14 protein-coding genes and 1 pseudogene are annotated in these 16,595 nt (G+C 65.3%); 9 read left to right on the plus strand and 6 right to left on the minus strand.

Features of this window, described 5'->3' with window-relative positions; translation table 11 throughout:
* The first annotated feature begins 95 nt into the window (after window positions 1-95).
* From L4X63_RS23580 to L4X63_RS03955, 4 genes are all read left to right on the plus strand, one after another.
* Window positions 96-2,714, plus strand: a complete 2,619-nt coding sequence (locus tag L4X63_RS23580) for a CxxxxCH/CxxCH domain c-type cytochrome (protein WP_284694454.1) — start codon at window positions 96-98, stop codon at window positions 2,712-2,714.
* Window positions 2,715-2,862: 148 nt separating this feature from the next.
* The gene (locus L4X63_RS03945; RefSeq protein WP_250677284.1) at window positions 2,863-6,696 is read left to right on the plus strand and encodes a CxxxxCH/CxxCH domain c-type cytochrome; all 3,834 of its coding nucleotides are present in this window, start codon (window positions 2,863-2,865) and stop codon (window positions 6,694-6,696) included.
* A gap of 169 nt (window positions 6,697-6,865) precedes the next feature.
* On the plus strand, window positions 6,866-7,564 hold the full coding sequence (locus L4X63_RS03950) for a pirin family protein (protein ID WP_250677285.1): 699 nt from the start codon (window positions 6,866-6,868) through the stop codon (window positions 7,562-7,564).
* Between the two features lie 135 nt (window positions 7,565-7,699).
* Complete coding sequence (locus L4X63_RS03955) at window positions 7,700-8,566, plus strand: response regulator (RefSeq protein ID WP_250677286.1); 867 nt, start codon at window positions 7,700-7,702, stop codon at window positions 8,564-8,566.
* A gap of 179 nt (window positions 8,567-8,745) precedes the next feature.
* Here the strand turns inward: L4X63_RS03955 and L4X63_RS03960 are convergent, their stop codons facing one another.
* The 6 genes from L4X63_RS03960 to L4X63_RS03985 form a co-directional block, all read right to left on the minus strand.
* Window positions 8,746-8,949, minus strand: a complete 204-nt coding sequence (locus L4X63_RS03960) for a hypothetical protein (RefSeq protein ID WP_250677287.1) — start codon at window positions 8,947-8,949, stop codon at window positions 8,746-8,748.
* Window positions 8,950-9,127: 178 nt separating this feature from the next.
* Window positions 9,128-9,637 carry a hemerythrin domain-containing protein gene (locus L4X63_RS03965; protein WP_250677288.1) on the minus strand — a complete coding sequence of 170 codons (510 nt, stop codon included), beginning with the start codon at window positions 9,635-9,637 and terminating at the stop codon, window positions 9,128-9,130.
* Window positions 9,638-9,671: 34 nt separating this feature from the next.
* Window positions 9,672-10,250, minus strand: a complete 579-nt coding sequence (locus L4X63_RS03970) for a general stress protein (protein WP_250677289.1) — start codon at window positions 10,248-10,250, stop codon at window positions 9,672-9,674.
* Window positions 10,251-10,285: 35 nt separating this feature from the next.
* Window positions 10,286-10,468, minus strand: coding sequence for a DUF6496 domain-containing protein (locus L4X63_RS03975; RefSeq protein ID WP_250677290.1), 183 nt, complete (start codon window positions 10,466-10,468; stop codon window positions 10,286-10,288).
* 68 nt (window positions 10,469-10,536) lie between these two features.
* Window positions 10,537-10,689: a DUF3309 family protein gene (locus L4X63_RS03980; protein ID WP_250677291.1), complete on the minus strand. Its 153-nt coding sequence runs from the start codon at window positions 10,687-10,689 to the stop codon at window positions 10,537-10,539.
* A gap of 113 nt (window positions 10,690-10,802) precedes the next feature.
* Window positions 10,803-12,425: an AsmA family protein gene (locus L4X63_RS03985; RefSeq protein ID WP_250677292.1), complete on the minus strand. Its 1,623-nt coding sequence runs from the start codon at window positions 12,423-12,425 to the stop codon at window positions 10,803-10,805.
* A 276-nt stretch (window positions 12,426-12,701) separates the two neighbouring features.
* On the opposite strand from L4X63_RS03985, the gene ku reads away from it, so the two are divergent.
* The 5 genes and pseudogenes from ku (at window position 12,702) to L4X63_RS04010 (ending at window position 16,575) form a co-directional block, all read left to right on the plus strand.
* Window positions 12,702-13,481 carry a non-homologous end joining protein Ku gene (gene ku / locus L4X63_RS03990; protein WP_250677293.1) on the plus strand — a complete coding sequence of 260 codons (780 nt, stop codon included), beginning with the start codon at window positions 12,702-12,704 and terminating at the stop codon, window positions 13,479-13,481.
* Between the two features lie 243 nt (window positions 13,482-13,724).
* On the plus strand, window positions 13,725-14,459 hold the full coding sequence (locus tag L4X63_RS03995) for an SRPBCC family protein (RefSeq protein WP_250677294.1): 735 nt from the start codon (window positions 13,725-13,727) through the stop codon (window positions 14,457-14,459).
* 57 nt (window positions 14,460-14,516) lie between these two features.
* The gene (locus L4X63_RS04000; protein WP_250677295.1) at window positions 14,517-15,707 is read left to right on the plus strand and encodes a zinc-dependent alcohol dehydrogenase; all 1,191 of its coding nucleotides are present in this window, start codon (window positions 14,517-14,519) and stop codon (window positions 15,705-15,707) included.
* Between the two features lie 196 nt (window positions 15,708-15,903).
* Window positions 15,904-16,035: pseudogene (locus L4X63_RS23840) on the plus strand (SDR family oxidoreductase); the annotation flags it as partial.
* 189 nt (window positions 16,036-16,224) lie between these two features.
* On the plus strand, window positions 16,225-16,575 hold the full coding sequence (locus L4X63_RS04010; protein ID WP_250677296.1) for an SDR family NAD(P)-dependent oxidoreductase: 351 nt from the start codon (window positions 16,225-16,227) through the stop codon (window positions 16,573-16,575).
* Window positions 16,576-16,595 lie beyond the last annotated feature (20 nt).

Below are 16,595 nucleotides of genomic sequence, written 5' to 3' on the forward strand. Positions count from 1 at the left end.
GGTGCGGCTTGGAGCGCGCCGGTTGGCACTTGTTTTAATCAGCACGAGGAAAATGAATGTTTGGATTTAATCATGACAAAGTTCGTCGCTTAGCCTTGGCGGTCTCGCTGGCCGCCCTGGCCTGTCTCAATGGGGGGAGGGCTTTCGCCTCCTCCACGTGCTCCGACTGTCACAACATGCCACCCCTCGACGCGGCGTATCGTAACCTCACCAGCGGCGGGTTCGTCGGGAGCCACAGTACCCACAACCCCGCCGTCGCCACCGCTACCAGCTGCGAGCCCTGCCACACCGGTGCAAGCAGCTACCTCACCGGCCACCGCGACGGTGTGATCCAGATCTCCTCCAACCTCAACGCCTCCCCGGTAGCCGCCACCTACAGCAAGGGGACCTTCTTCAACCAGACCTCCATCCCGGTGATGGGGAGCTGCTCCAACGTCAACTGCCACTTCGAGGCGGTCACCCCGAGCTGGGGGAGCGCCAAGCTCACCTCCCCGACCGGGTGCGCTACCTGCCACGGCGCGCCCCCCTCGGACGGTAACCACCCGTCGATCATCGGCGCGGGCAAGAAGCACGGGGATTACTACGGGACCGGCACCGCCTCCTGCGTGAAGTGCCACTCCGACCACACCCTGGAGGCCACCCCCTTCGCCCACGCGACGAGCGCAGGGAAGCGCGCCCTCATGGTCGGCTTCCTGAGCGCCCCCAACAGCGGCGGGGCCTACTCCGGGAACCTCGCCTACCCGGCCTATCTCCCGAGCCAGAACCCGCCCAGAAACGGGAGTTGCACGGCGCTCTACTGCCACAGTAACGGTGCAGGCGGGGCGGCCAAGGTCACCCCGGTCTGGGGGAGCACGCTGCCCGCCGACTGCTCCGGTTGCCACGACACCAAACGGACCACCACGGTGGCGACCACCCTCTCCGGGAAGCACGACCGCCACATGAACCCGGCCAACAACGCCCTGATCGGCATCAACAACGGGTTAAACTGCATCGACTGCCACGCGAAGACGGTGAGCTCCAACACGGCGATCGGCACCACGAGCCGCCACGTTAACGGCCTGGTGGATTACTCCTCGGCCAGAGGGGGGGGGAGCGCCCACTACAACGCCGCCACCAAGAGCTGCTCCTCCGTCTACTGCCACTCCAACGGCAACCGGAGCTCGCTCGTCTACGTGAACCCGCCGGCCTGGAACTCGACCGCGACCCTTTCCTGCAACGGCTGCCACGGCACGAGCTCGGCGCTGGGCGCTCCCGACTACGCAAGCGGCGGGACCGCCTCGGGCACCCCCAACAGCCACGCGAAGCACCTGGCAGGCGCCACCTCCACCACCGCCTGCGCCCCGTGCCACGCGAAGACGGTGAGCGCCACCAGCTCGCTCGCCTTCAAGGACTACACCGCGGGCAACTACCACTTGAACGGCAAGACCGACGTGACCTTCCTCGCCTCCCGCGCGGGCGCCGGTGCAAGCTGGAACCAGGCCACCACCACCTGCTCGAGCATCTACTGCCACGGCGGGAACTCCATCCAGTGGGGTGCTGCGGCCCCCAACTGCCAGGATTGCCACGGCGGCGGCGCCAACCCGTCGGTGGCCGACTTCTCCGGCACCTTCTGGAGCAACGGGACCCTCTCCACCATCCAGATGACCGGGACCGGCTCCTGGGCCGACACCGGCCACGGCCGTCCGGCCGCCTCGGGGAACTACCCGGGGAGCGGCAACGCGGCGGCCAATTTCACCGGCATCGCCAACTACTGCGAGTGGTGCCACGACTCGACCATCTCCCACGGCACCGCCACCAACCCGTTCCGGCTCCGCAACTTCGCCGATCCGACCTGGGGACTTAACGGCGCCTGCATGATCTGCCACGCCACCGGTTCGGCCGGGGTAACCGTCTCCGGGGTGACCAGGAACGGCTCCACTGCCAGCAAAGTCGGCTCCTTCCACTACGGCGCGAAGCACACCGCGCTTTTGGCAGGCGGCCAGTTCTGCTGGGACTGCCACGATCCGCACGGGGCAGGATCCACCAACCAGTTCATGATCCGCCAGTACCCGGCCCTTACCTCCGACACGGTGACCGGCGCACCCACCAGCCAGAGCGCGGTGGCGGTCGTCTTCGCCCTGTCGGCCACCCCGACCGGCACCGACTACGCGAAGAGCACCGCTCCCTTCAACGGGATCTGCAACGTCTGCCACACCACCACCAGCCACTACACCACCACGGCGGGGGATTCCCACAACGCGGGGCTGCGCTGCACGAGCTGCCACAACCATACCGGCGACGCCGCTACCACCGCCTTCAAGCCGACCAACAACTGCGACAGCTGCCACGGCTACCCGCCGGCCCCGACCGGCTTCGTTGGGACCCACGGCAACTACTCGAGCGCCCGCAACGAGGACTACCTGGGCGGCGCCGGTGCCCACCTGATCGCGGCCCACATCAACCCGAACGCCAAGCCGTCCGACGGCTGGGCCAACTGCGCGGTCTGCCACAGCCACGGCTCGCTCTCCCCGGCCACCCACACCATGGTGACCCCGGTAAGCCCGAGCAAGATCACCGTGGACGTCAGCGACCGTCTCCGCTTCAACCCGGGGCTCCATACCGGACCGCAGTGGTACAACGGCGTGCTGGTGGACGGCGGCGCCAACGCGACCGGCAGCTGCCTCAACGTGGCCTGCCACTTCAAGGCCTCCAAGAAGTGGAGCACCGAGAAGTAACCTGACCAGGGGGCTGCTCCGGCAGCCCCCTCTTCCCGCTTTTCCCACCGCCGGTGGGGGCGCCGGAGACGGCGCGGCAGACAGAGATTGGATTGGATACGGGAACCTCCGCGAACCGGACCCCGAAATGAAAAGGAAGGAGTGTCGCATGACGACGGCGAAACTGAGGGATTATGCAGAGAGGCACTGGGTTACGGTTCTGCCGGCCCTGCTGGTCATGGTGCTGGCCGCCTCGGGAGCGCAGGGCGCCACCTGCTCGGACTGCCACGGGATGCCCCCGATCGACGCCGCCTACCGCAACGTCACGAGCGGTGGCTTCAAGGGGAGCCATATGACCCACAACCCGGCCAGCGCGGCCGCCTCGAACTGCGAGCCGTGCCACACCGGGGCGAGCAGCTACGCGGTCGACCATCGCGACGGGGTGATCAAGATCGCCTCCAACCTGAACAACTCGCCGGTGGCGGCGGTCTACAGCAAGGGGACCTTCTTCAACCAGACCTCGATCCCGGTGATGGGGAGCTGCTCGAACGTCAACTGCCACTTCGAGGCGGTGACGCCGGCCTGGGGGAACAGCCCGTTCACCTCCCCGGCCAGCTGCGGCGCCTGCCACGGTGCGCCTCCTTCCGACGGCAACCATCCGGCCCTGACCGGGGCCGGCAAGAAACACGGCGACTACTACGGGACCGGGACCGCCTCCTGCGTGAAATGCCACTCCGACCACACCGCCGAGGCAACCCCCTTCGCCCACGCCACGAGCGCCGGGAAGCGCTCCCTGGTGGTCGCCTTCACCAGCGCCCCCAACGCGGGAGGGAGCTACTCCGGGAACGTCGCCTACCCCAACTACCTCCCGAGCCAGAATCCCACCCGCAACGGGAGCTGCAGCTCGCTCTACTGCCACAGCAACGGTGCCGGCGGCGCTCCCGTCACCGTCCCGGTCTGGGGAAGCACGCTGGCCGCCGACTGCACCGGCTGCCACGGCAACGACTCCACCTCCGCCTCGGCGATCGCCAGCGGCAAGCATACGGCCCACATCAACAACGCGGCCGTCTTCGGCACCGGCAACAACTTCGGCTGCGTCGAGTGCCACGCCAAGACCGTCTCGGGCAACCGGGCGGTCGCCACCATGGCCAACCACGTGAACGGCATGGTGGACTACTCCGGCGCCCGCGCCGGGGGGAGCGCACGCTACTCGGCCACCACCAAGGTCTGCTCGAACATCTACTGCCACTCCAACGGCAACGCGGCCTCCCTCGTCTACGTGGCGCCTCCGGCCTGGAATTCCACCGGCACGCTCGCCTGCAACGGTTGCCACGGGACCAGCAACGCCACCACCGGCGCCCCCGACTACACGAACGGCGGGGCCGGGACCACCACCGCCAACAGCCACGCCAAGCACGTCTCCGGCGCCACCGACACCACCATCTGCGCGACCTGCCACCAGCGGACCGCCAGCGCCACCGTGGGCGGCCGGTTCAAGGACTACTCCGCCTCGCTCCACCACCTGAACCGGACCCCCAACGTCTACTTCGACAGCACCAAGGCCGGCACGACTGCCACCTGGACCCAGGCGAGCACCACCTGCTCCAACGTCGCCTGCCACGGCGGCAGCGGGAGCAGCGTCACCTGGGGCTCCACCCTCAACTGCCAGGACTGCCACGGCAACGGCGCCTCCGCCTCGGTGGCCGACTTCGGCGCCACCTTCTGGAACAACGGGACCATGTCGAAGTTCCAGCTGACCGGCACCGGCTCCTTCGCCGACACCGGCCACGGCCGTCCGACCGCCTCGGGGAACTACCCGGGGAGCGCCAACCCGCCGGCCAACTTCGCCGGGATCACCAACTACTGCGAGTGGTGCCACGACTCGACCATCGGCCACAACGTCTCCACCAACCCGTTCCGGCTCAGGAACTGGGCCGACGCCACCTGGGGGAAAAACGGCAACTGCATGCTCTGCCATGCAACCGCTTCCGCCGGGGTCACCGTGGGGGGACAGCTTAGAAACGGCACCAAGAAGGTCGGTTCCTACCACTACGGGGCCAAGCACTCGACCTCGCTCTCCGGCGGCCAGTTCTGCTGGGACTGCCACGACGCACACGGGACCGGCACCACCAACCAGTACATGATGCGCCCCTACCCCGCGCTGGCCTCGGATCCCACTACCGGGGCCCTCACCAGCCTGAGCGCCACCGCGGCGGTTTTCACCCTGTCGGCCACCCCGACCGGCACCGATTTCGCCAAGAGTGCGGCCCCCTTCAACGGGATCTGCAACGTCTGCCATACCACCACCAGTCACTACACGATCGCGGCCGGGGACGGGCATAACTCGGGGACGGTCTGCACCTCCTGCCACCTCCATACCACCTCCACGGCGGCCACCGGCTTCACCCCGACCGGCGGCGACTGCACCACCTGCCACGCCTCGCAGCAGGGAACCGGCACCCGCCAAGTGGTGGGGACCGACACCGTGCTCGCCTCGCACCACATCAAGGTCGGGACCACGCTCAATCCCGCCTCCTGCACGGTCTGCCACGAGCAGGCGGTGTTCGGCCACCAGGTGGCGGGCGACGTCGCGGTCGGCATGTTCAACCAGGACACCGGGGCGGCCCTCACCTACGACGGCACCACCGCCACCGCCTCCAACCTGGAGACCTCCTGCAACAGCTGCCACGACGCCAACGGCGCCTCGCGGCTGGGGGCCAACGCCATGAAGCCGTTCGCCGACTCCGGCGACAACACCGCGCCCCCCTTCATCGACTGGTCGACCGGCAAACAGGCCCACAGCGCCCAGATGGCCTGCTTCAACTGCCACGGCAACTCAGCCGGGGTGGCGGGGAACACCCTCAACCCGACCTACAACGCGCACGGCTCGGCCACCGCCAAGATGCTCCAGCATCCCTACTCGGCCACCGACACCATGACGACGACCACCAACTTCTGCTACAACTGCCACGGCACCACCACGGCGGGGGGAGTAGTATCGCCCTCCATCCAGGCAGCCGTCAACCTCTCGACCACCATCGGCCACAAGAGCGCCAACTGCTCGGCCTGCCACGACCAGCACTCGGCCAAGCCCGGCACCCACGTCATCGGACCGAGCTCCCCGATCGCGCCGGTGTTGAACGGCGTAACCGGGGTGGGAAGCTGGCCGGCCACCAGCCCGGCCATCGCCACCACCTGGAACGGCACCGGCACCCTGGCGGTCACCTACAGCGCGAAACCCGCCGCCACCAACGAGTTCGAGATCTGCTTCAAGTGCCACGCCGGGAGCGTCCCGGCCCCCACCGGCTACACCACCGGGGCGCTGCGGATGACCGACCTCGGGCTCGAATTCAACCCCAACAACAAGTCGGGGCACCCGGTGGTGGCGAGCCTCAACAACTACGCCGGGAGCACGGCGCCCAAGGCGCTCCTCTCCACCGACATGGTCGCCCCCTGGACCGCCATCGGCACCCAGACCATGACCTGCTCCGACTGCCACGGCTACAACGGGACCGGCGCAATGGGGCCGCACGGCTCCACCGTCAAGTGGATGCTGACCGGCACCAACCAGGCCTGGCCGTTCACCACCGTGGCGGGGAACGGCACCAGCTCGGGGACCCCCTGGATGCTCGGGACCGCCTCCACCGGCACCGCTCCCAACAAGCTCTTCTGCCTCAACTGCCACAAGGTGGTCGGCACCAACGGCGTCCACCAGGCGGTGGCCACCTCCGGCGAGCACACGAGCTGGGCCTCCACCGCCCGGGCCGCCTGCGTCTCCTGCCACATCAGGATCCCCCACGGCGGCAAGGTCTCCCGCCTGATGCGTCCCGGCACCGCCGCGGTGCTCGGCCGCTACGCCCCGGACGGTAACGGCAACGAGGTCGGCACCTCCACCACCCAGGTGATCAGCAAGTTCACCAAGGGGACCCAGACCTCCAACCGCCGCGGCTCCTGGAGCTCGGTCGGCTGCACCGAACACACCGGCGGCACCGAGACCTGGTAGCCGTCACTACCTCCACCTTAAAAGGGGCAGGGCCTTCAGGCCCTGCCCCTTTTTTCTACCTCTTACCCCCCTTGACAATCTCCCTCGCAGGTATTAATTTAACATTAAATCATCTGACGTCAATCGGCATTGACGATTGGCGCGCCCCAAAGGGGCGAGGAGAGACATCATGGTACGCATCCGCAAGGCAAGCCAGCGCGGCCATGCCGATCACGGCTGGCTGAACACCTATCACACCTTTTCGTTCGCCGACTACTACGACCCCGCCCACATGGGGTTCAGGGCCCTGAGGGTCATCAACGAGGACCGGGTGCAACCCGCCATGGGCTTCCCGACCCATCCGCACCGCGACATGGAGATCATTTCCTACGTGCTGGAGGGCGCCCTGGAGCATCGGGACTCCATGGACAACGGCTCCACCATCCGCCCCGGCGAAGTGCAGCAGATGACCGCGGGGACCGGGATCACCCACAGTGAGTTCAACCACTCGGCGAGCGAGGGGCTGCACTTTCTCCAGATCTGGATCCTCCCGGCCCACAACGGGCTAACCCCGGGATACCAGCAGAAGTACTTCGCTCCCGATGAGAAGCGAGGGTGCCTGAGGCTGATCGCGTCGCCGGACGGGAGAGAGGGATCGGTCACCATCCACCAGGATGCCCACCTTTTCGCCTCTTTATTGGAAAAAGGGGAGAGGGTCAGCCATTCACTGCACCCCGGGCGCCACGCCTGGCTCCAGATAGTGAGGGGCGAAGTCACCCTGAACGGCCAGCAGCTCGCAGCCGGGGACGGCGCCGCCATAAGCGACGAGCCGACGGTGGCTCTGGAGGGGCTAACGAGCGCCGAGCTGCTCCTTTTCGACCTGGCTTGACAGCTGAGGAACCGCCGAGGCGGGCCACTGGGTTTGTCAGCGCCGTTCAACATTTGAAGACGCCAATGTTGAGGTATCCTGTTAGGGTATTCGATCCGTTTCGCCTGCTACTACACGCCTGCGGAGGTACCCTCGATGGAAAGTTGGCTTACCCCGTTGTCCGCCTCGCTGCTGTACGTCGAAGACGATCCTTTGAGCAGAGAGCTCGTCTGCACCGCCCTGGCCCGCAAGTGGCCCGACCTGCAACTGGTGACTGCCGCAAATGGCGAAGAAGGGTTGAGGCTTTACCAGGATCAGCATTTTGACCTGGTGCTGACGGACATCTGCATGCCCATCATGGACGGGATCCAGATGGTCGAGAAGATCCTGGCCCTCGATCCCGACGCCAAGATCATCGCCGCCACCGCCATCAGCGACACCCACTTCATGCTCGACGCCATCCAGGCCGGGGTGAGCCGCTATGTGCTGAAACCTTTCGACTTCAAGCTCCTCTTCGCCACCATCGGGGAGATCCTCTCCCAAGTCACCCTGGGACGCCGGCTGGAGCGGCAAAGCGGCCTGATCCGCCAGCTATCCCACGCGGTCGAGCAGGGACCGGGGATGGTGATCATCTCGGACGCGGCGGGAAACATCCAGTACGTCAATTCCCGCTTCTCGGCGGTCACCGGTTTCCAGCCGGGGGACGTCATCGGCCAGAACATGCGCGCCCGGCTGGCCGGGGACGCCGGCCCCGAATATGCCGATACCGTCTGGGGGGAGATAAGCCAGGGAAAGGAATGGCGCGGGGAGCTGGTCAATCTGAAAAAGGGTGGGGAACGTTACTACGAGGAGGTCATCGTCTCGCCGCTGACCACGACGGGAGGGACCATTGCCAACTTCGTGGCCGTGATCGAGGACATCTCGGAGAGAAAGCGCGCCGAAGAAAAGATCCGCTCCCTGATAGAAGAACTGGAGCACCGGGTAAGGAGTACGCACGGGGGTCCGGAGATGCCCCGCGCTTGACCTGAACCGGTGCTCCAGTGATCGTTTTTGCTAGCCTTCCGTCTCTCGTAGGAAGGCTTTTTGCTGGCCGTGACGCCGGGCTCCTCTTCCCTTCAGGGGAGGAGGAACGCCGCCGGAAGCCGGCCGTATGGGAGGGCGCGACCCTCGTTGGCTACCTGAAGTTGGTTACCTGAAGTTGGTTATTTTTTGCTGCTCTTGCCTTGGCCGGCCTGGCCCTGTTGTTTCTGTTTCAACTGCTCGCCCGGCTGCTGGATCTTCTCACCCTGCTGTTGTCCTTTCAGGTGAGTACCGCTCTGGACCTGCTCCTGGCCGGGGCGTTGCTGCTGTTGTTGCTGTTGCTGTTGTTTACCGGCACCGAACTGCGAGCTTTTGCTTTTTTGCATGACTTCCTCCTTCGTGAGGGTCGCGCCAAGCAAACTGTTTCGTCCCCCCTGTCAGCGCCAGACCTTCAGGCGGGCCTGCCTCACCCCGCCGGCATGGAAAGGCACCGGTAGCGGTAGCTTCCCCCCTGCGGGGGTGGCAGCCGTTCCCGGTGCCTTTTTCTCGCGAAGACAACACGCCCTACCCTTCCACCGGGGCGCCCCTGGACGGCTTGCGCCCCTCGCGTTTGCTGCGCATGAAGTTGACGGCGATCTCGACCATCTCGTTTTTCTCGAGCGCCTTGCGGGCCAGTTTGAACACCTCGCTCTCCTCTTCCTTGAGGTGATGCTCGACGATCTCGTGGAGGACTTTAAGCTTGGCCCCCCACCGCTCGTCATCGACCGCCAGTCCCTTGAAGGTGCCGATCATGGTCTTGACGACCTCGTGCTCCTCGTAGGACTCAAGGACCTTCTCCCGGGCCTCCTCGTGCTTTTCAAGGGCGGTGTAGAAGAAGCGCTCCTCACCTTCCAGATGGAGGGAGATCTCCTCTTCCAGCTCGGCATACAGTTTCTGCAGCGATGCCGTGGCGTTGCGGCCGCTCTTCTCGATGCGGTCGAAGAGGTAGCGGGTCTTCTCATGGTCCTGTTTCAGCAGGTCGAGTATGTTCCTTTCTGAGCTCCCCTTCTCGCCGGTCTTTTCATGTGTGGGCATAGACGCGTCTCCTTTGAGGCCGTCGACCACCTGATCAGCGGGTCAGGTCGTCGTCCGTGGACCTCGGTCTGGGTTTCTCCGAACTTGCGAAGTCTGCCTTTGCTTCCCCTTCCGAACCTACGTCGTTCGCGCCGGTCTGCCGGAAGATCTCCATGGCGCGTTTCTTCCAGTCCGCGTTGTCGCAATGTACCGAGACGAGGATGCCTCCCTCTTTGATGCGCCCTTCGTAGCGCTTGGCCTCGTACTCCGGAATCCCCATGCCGACCAGGGCACCCGCGATACCGCCCAACACCCCGACGGCTCCCGCGCCCGCCAGCAGCGAGACGATCGGTCCCGCCGCGATGAAGGGGCCGACGCCCGGAATGGCCAGCGCGCCGATGCCGGTCAGCCAGCCGAGGATCCCGCCGATCACCACACCGGTCCCGGCGCCGGTGGTGCTCCCTTCCGGTGCCTTGGTGTGTTTCTCATGCGCGAAGTCCTTGGTCCCGACGTTTTCCGAAAAGAGCACCGAGATATCGGTGTTCCTGAAGTCAGCGTTCTTGAGTGCCTGCACCGCCTCCTCGACGTTCTGGCGGCTGCGATAGATCCCAAAGACTGCTATGTTTTTTGCCATGACGAATTCTCCTTGTCGCCAACAGAGTCGATCCGCTACCTCTTGGGAGGTTCCGGCACCTTGGCCCCTTTTTCACGGGCCTCCGACAGGCCGATTGCCACGGCCTGCTTGCGGTCGGTAACCTTCTTCCCGCTCCCTCCGCTTTTCAACTCCCCCTTCTTGAACTTATCCATCACCTGGTGAACGGTGTCCTGCGCCTTCTTGCCGTACTTGCCCATGACGCCTCCTCTCCCCCCTCGCCCCTGCCGTAGACCGGCGCGGGACCGATCGCAGCGTTGAGCGGGCGCTAGAAGACCCCCATCAGGGCCAGTATGAGGAGGATCAGCAGGACCAGCCCGAGACCTCCGCTCGGATAGTACCCCCAGCCCGAACTGTAGGGCCAGGCCGGGAGAGCTCCCACCAGCAGCAGAATCACAATGATGAACAGTATGAGCCTCATTGCGTCGTTCCTCCTGGTCGTGAGTGTGTCGTGACAGGCGTGTTAATGCCGGGCCCGGAAACCATACGTTACCCGGACCCTAGGCCATTATACGCCCGGCCACGGCGACCCAGTCAAGGCTTCCCGGTGGTCACCTGCCGTTCGAAGGTGGGGAGGATGGCCTTGAAGAAGGCGTTCTTGACAAGCTGGACGATGATCTGCAGGGTGCTCGTCTGCGGGCTCGACAGCGGGCCGGAAAGCTCCGCCTTGGTGGCCACCTGCTGCCGCGGCCGGTTCTCCAAAAGCTTGGCGACGCCGCCGATCAGCATCTCGTACAGCTTGTGGAAGAGGCTCTTCTCCTTGTCTTTCCGCTTGTCGTAGACCTTCATGTCCTTGAAAAAGGGCTTGATGTAGCCGGTGAGCTGGTTGTGTCTCGCGTGGAGCTCGGTAACGAGCGAGAAGGTCCCCGCCGCCACGTCGAAGTTGCCGTAGGCCCGCAGCAGGTCGTTCATGGAGGTCAGCTGGGTGTTGTTGATCTTCAGGTAGAGGTCGAAGTCGGGGGCCTTCTTCTCGGCCCGGAAGTCCCCGGTGGCCGAGGTGTCCCCGCTCCCCATGAATTTCCCGCGCAGGGTGGCCTTGGCCGGGCCGCGGGAGAACTGGTTGGAGAAGTTGGTGAGCTCGAAGTCGAGGTTGGAGAAAAAGACCCGGTAACGCTTGCCGCCGGTATCGTTGACCATGCCGAGGTTGCTCCCGGTCAGGCTGAAGCGGTCGACCGAGATGAGGACCTGGGGCTTGTTGCTCACCTCCTTGGCCGTCTTTTTCACCTTCTCGGCCCGCTCCTTCTCGAGGGCGGCGGTCCGGTCGGTGTGGAAGTAGTCGGCCTTAAGCCCGCTCACCGCCACCTCCTTCAGGTTGGCGATCTGCGTCTTGGCCGTGTACTCGATATCGCCGGTGGCCCGCATCATCCCCCCGTCGATGGCCACGTTCTCGCGGGCCAACACCGGCTTCACGTAATCAAGCGGCACCTTCCGGAAGTCGAGATGGGCCTTCACCGCCGGGGTAGGCTCGGCCAGGAAGTTGGCCTTTCCCTCTACCACGCCGTGGCCGGTACCGAAGACGTCGGTCTCCAGGCGGAAGGGGGACGGGAACACCTTGTCGGGGAGGTGGATGTTGCGGATATTGTCGGCGCTGATGGTCAAGTGGCTCAGGGTCAGCGGCCGGTTGGGATCCTGGTCGATGTAGGTAACGCTCGCGTTTTTGAGGGAGAGGAGGTTGATCTTCAGGGGATAGATATCCTCCACCGCCTGCTGCCATCCCCTCTGCTTGACGGGGGTCTTGTTCTGCGCCTCGCTCTTTAGCTGGGAGAGGTTGACGTGGAGCTTGGCGTCGTCGATGTCGAGCTCGCCCACCAGCTGTCCGGAGAGGATCTCCCGCCAGTGGATGCTCGCCTTGAGGTAGGGGATACGCGCTACCGGCGGATCGGGGTGGGCCTGCTGGACGACGGTAAGGTCCTTCAAGGTCACCGAGAGGCCGATGAGGGCCAGGTGCATCTTCTTCAGGTGGACGGTGTAGGCCCCCTTCAAGTCACGGTTGACCTTCTTCTCGGTCAGCCTCCTGAGCGGTTCGTCGATGAAGACAGAGACGATGTACAGGACCAGCGCGAGCCCGGCGCAGATCCCCAGCACCCAGAGCAGCCACCTCGGGACCGGCAGTCTCCTGGGCGCCCTCCCGGCGGCATCCCGATGTTCCTCGACCATGAAGGACTCCGATACGGCAGTTTTATTAGCGCATGTTATGAATGTAGGGTCCCTCCGGCCGTTGTCAATCTCCAGCGCGCCATTTTCTCCCCCGGCACCCCCGGCTAACCTAGCAGATGTGCGACCTTTCCTCCCGGCCAGGAGAGGGCGATCCGCCGCCGCGGCCCCCCCGTTCGCCTCTAATGTGCTACCATGCAACTATGAGGACATGAGGGGCGCGTAGCGGCGGGTTTCATTTCTTCCCGGCTGCCGCCGGGGACGCAGGAGGTTTGAGGCATGAGAGCGATCTGGTCGGGGTCCATCAGCTTCGGGCTGGTGAACATCCCCGTGAAGCTGTTCAGCGGGTCGCAGAGCGATTCCCTGGACCTGGACATGCTGCGCAAGGGGGACCTCTGTCCCATCAAGTATCTGCGGGTCTGCAAGCGCGACAACAAGGAGGTCCCCCACGAGGAGATCGTCAAGGGGTACGAGTACAGCGACGGCGAGTACGTCGTGCTGAGCGACAAGGACTTCGAGAACGCGAGCCTCGAGAAGACGCACCTGATCGACATCGTCGACTTCGTGCAGGAGAGCGAGATCGATACCAGGTACTTCGAGAAACCGTACTACCTGGAGCCGGACAAGAGCGGCGCCAAGGCCTACGCCCTCCTGCGCGAGGCGCTCAAGAGGTCGGGGAAGGTCGGGGTGGCGAGCTACGTGCTCAGAAACCGCGGGGCAATGGGGATCGTCAAGCCGCTCGACGACCTGCTCATCCTCAACCAGATCCGCTACAGCGAAGAGGTCCGGGCCGCCTCGGACCTGAAGCTCCCCTCCCAGGACAACCTCCGGGAGCAGGAGGTCACCCTGGCGCTGTCGCTGATCGACCAACTGACCACCACCTTCGACCCGTCCAAGTACCACGACGAGTACATCGACGACCTCAAAAAGATCATCGACGACAAGGCCCACGGGCTTGCGCCCAAGCCGGAGGGGAAGGCGCCCCAGCCGACCAAGGTGACCGACATGATGGCCCTTTTGAAAGAGAGCCTGAAGCAAAAGCGCAAAGAAGCCGCCTGACCCGGACCGGAGCCCGGAGCATCTGCCCCTCCGTAGCCGGGCCTTCTTCCCGCTCCCCTTCAGCACCCCCAGCTTTCTCCTTCCCACCTTCCCGTCGGCAGGGAGACCTCACGTCTCCCTGCGCTTTGATCTCCCCCATCCTCCCCTTGTCCGCGTAACTGCCCCACCCGTTGTTGCAATCCCGGCATCCCATGATAGTTTATTATAGTTTTTTAATATTTAGCTTCGGCAAGGAGGATGGCTATGGAGACCACACATACCGCGCGGGAAGAGAGATCCCGGCCCGGCAGAGAACAGCGGCAAACCGAAGTAAACGTCAACGACAAGGAACGCACCGCCTCGGTGATGGGGGGAGCGGCGCTCGCCCTGTCGGGCCTCAGATCGCTCACCAAGAAACAGTACCTCCCGGGGCTCGCCATGATGGCGGCTGGGGGGATGCTTCTCTACCGCGGAGCCACCGGCCACTGCGACCTCTACCAGGCCCTCGGTGTCGACACCGCCCACTCCGAGGGGGGGATCAGGCTCGAGAAGGTGCTGACCATCAACCGCCCCCGCCAGGAGGTCTACGAGTTCTGGCGCAACTTCGAAAATCTCCCCCGCTTCATGCGTCACCTCGACGCGGTGCGAATCACCGGCGACCGGACCTCCCACTGGAAGGCGCGGGGACCCGGCGGCGTGACCGTTGAGTGGGACGCCGAGATGACCGCCGACTACCCCGGCCAGCAGATCAGCTGGCATTCCACCGGCGACGCCGGCCTCCCCAACCGCGGCCTGGTCGAGTTCAGCGACGCCCCAGGCGACCGCGGCACCGAGGTGAAGATCGCCATCGACCTCTACCCCCCGGGTGGAGTCGCCGGCCGTACCGCCGCCAGGCTGGCGCGGGCGGTCACCGCCCAGCAGGTGGAAGAAGACCTCAAGCGCCTCAAGCAGCTGCTGGAAACCGGCGAGGTGGCCACCGCCGAGCGGACCCTGCACTAAACGGCGCCCCGATCAGCCATTGCCACCGTCCGCACTGCGGGCGGCAAAGGAGGAACTATGAAGGCGGTTGTCTGGCATGGAAAACATGACGTCCGGGTCGACGAGGTACCCGCCCCGCGCATCCTCAACCCGCAGGACGCCATCGTCCGGGTCACCCTGACCGGGCTCTGCGGTTCCGACCTCCACCTCTACGACGGCCTGATCCCCACCATGCAGAAGGGGGACATCCTCGGCCACGAATTCGTCGGCGAGGTGGTCGAGGTGGGGAGCAAGATCACCAACCTCGCCGCAGGTGACCGGGTGATCGTCCCCTTCCCGATCGCCTGCGGCGAATGCTGGTACTGCAAGAAAGAGCTCTACGCGCTGTGCGACAACTCGAATCCCAACTCCTGGATGCTGGAGAAGATCTACGGCGACAGCGGTGCCGGGATCTTCGGCTACTCCCACCTCTACGGCGGCTACTCGGGAGGGCAGGCCGAGTTCGTGCGGGTCCCCTACGCGGACGTCGGGCTCCACAAGATCCCGAACCATCTCACCGACGAACAGGTGCTCTTTCTCACCGACATCCTCCCCACCGGCTACCAGGCGGCGGACAACTGCAACATCCAGCCCGACGACACCGTGGCGGTCTGGGGATGCGGGCCGGTGGGACTTTTGGCCATGAAGTGCGCCCTCCACATGGGGGCCGGGCAGGTGATCGGCATCGACCGCTTCCCGGACCGGCTCGCCATGGCCAAGAAGGAGTGCGGGGCCGAGATCGTGAACTATGAAGGGGGGAGCGTGGTGGAAAGGCTCCACAACCTGACCGGGGGACGCGGCCCCGACTCCTGCATCGACGCGGTCGGCATGGAGGCCCACGCCCCCGGCCTGGAAGGGGCCTACGACACGGTGAAGCAGACCCTGCGGCTGGAGACCGACCGCCCGATGGCCCTTCGCCAGTTGATCCAGGCCTGCCGCAAGGGGGGGACGGTCTCGGTCCCCGGAGTCTACGGCGGCTTCGTCGACAAGATGCCGGTCGGTGCCTTCTTCGCCAAGGGACTCACCATGCGCGCCGGGCAGACCCACGTGCAGCGGTACATCCCCCAGCTCCTGAACCTGATCGAGCAGCGCGCGCTCGACGCCACCTTCATTATCACCCACCGGATCGGCCTCGACGAGGCCCCCGCGGCCTACAAGATGTTCAGGGAGAAGCAAAACGGCTGCGTCAAGGTGGTCATGAAGCCGCGGATGGCGTCCTACACCCCGTAGCGCCCCAAGAGGGATCGAGATGCCCGAGAAATCCAAGTTTCCCCCGCAGCGCCACTCACAGCCAGGGAAGGAAAGCCAGATGAAACCGAGGCCGCAAAGCGGGGAGTTCGAGTACCACGGCGCCTCCCGGCTGAAGGGGCAGGCCGCCCTCATCCCCGCCACCTTCCCGGAAGAGTAGGTCGAGGAGTTCGGCCAGCAGGTCCCCCTCAAGCGGGCAGGCCAGCCGGTCGAGGTCGCTCACAGCTTCGTCTTCCTCGCCTCCGAGGGGGATTCCTTCATGACCGGCCAGATCCTCCATCCCAACGGCGGAACCATCGTCGGCAGGTAACCACGCGTCGTCTGCCGCCGAAATCCATAACAACCTGCAGTTTCCAAAGATCCCCCTCCGCTTGAGGGAGGGGGATCTTTTCAGGAGCGTCCCATGAACTCTGCCGAGAGGGTAGATCGGGACCGCAAATTGCCTTACCTTCTACTCGCCGTCGGCGGGCTCGCCCTTTGGTGCGGAGTAAGGCGCCGAATGCGGCGCCTCGATTTCCGCGGGTTCTCCGTCGTCATCACCGGCGGCTCCCGCGGTTTGGGGCTGGAGATCGCCCGCCAGTTCACCCGGGAAGGGGCGCGGGTAACGCTTCTCGCCCGCGACGGCGACGAGCTTTCCCGCGCCGAACTCGCCAAGGACCGCGTGCTGGTCACCACCGTCATCCCCGGGCTGGTTGCCTTCGGCACCGGCATGGCCGCCCGGCTCCTTCCCGCCCCGGCCCCGGCCTCGGAGCACGCCAGGCACACCGGGCACGAGAGCACTTCCAAACTTGCCCCTTCCCTCCTCACGAAACCAAGCGATAGCATGATCCCGGTGAACAACGAGGAGTGATCTCCTGCTGCCGAGGCGGC

Origin of the sequence: Geomonas sp. Red32, from assembly GCF_023652955.1 — a bacterium.
Taxonomy (GTDB): domain Bacteria; phylum Desulfobacterota; class Desulfuromonadia; order Geobacterales; family Geobacteraceae; genus Geomonas.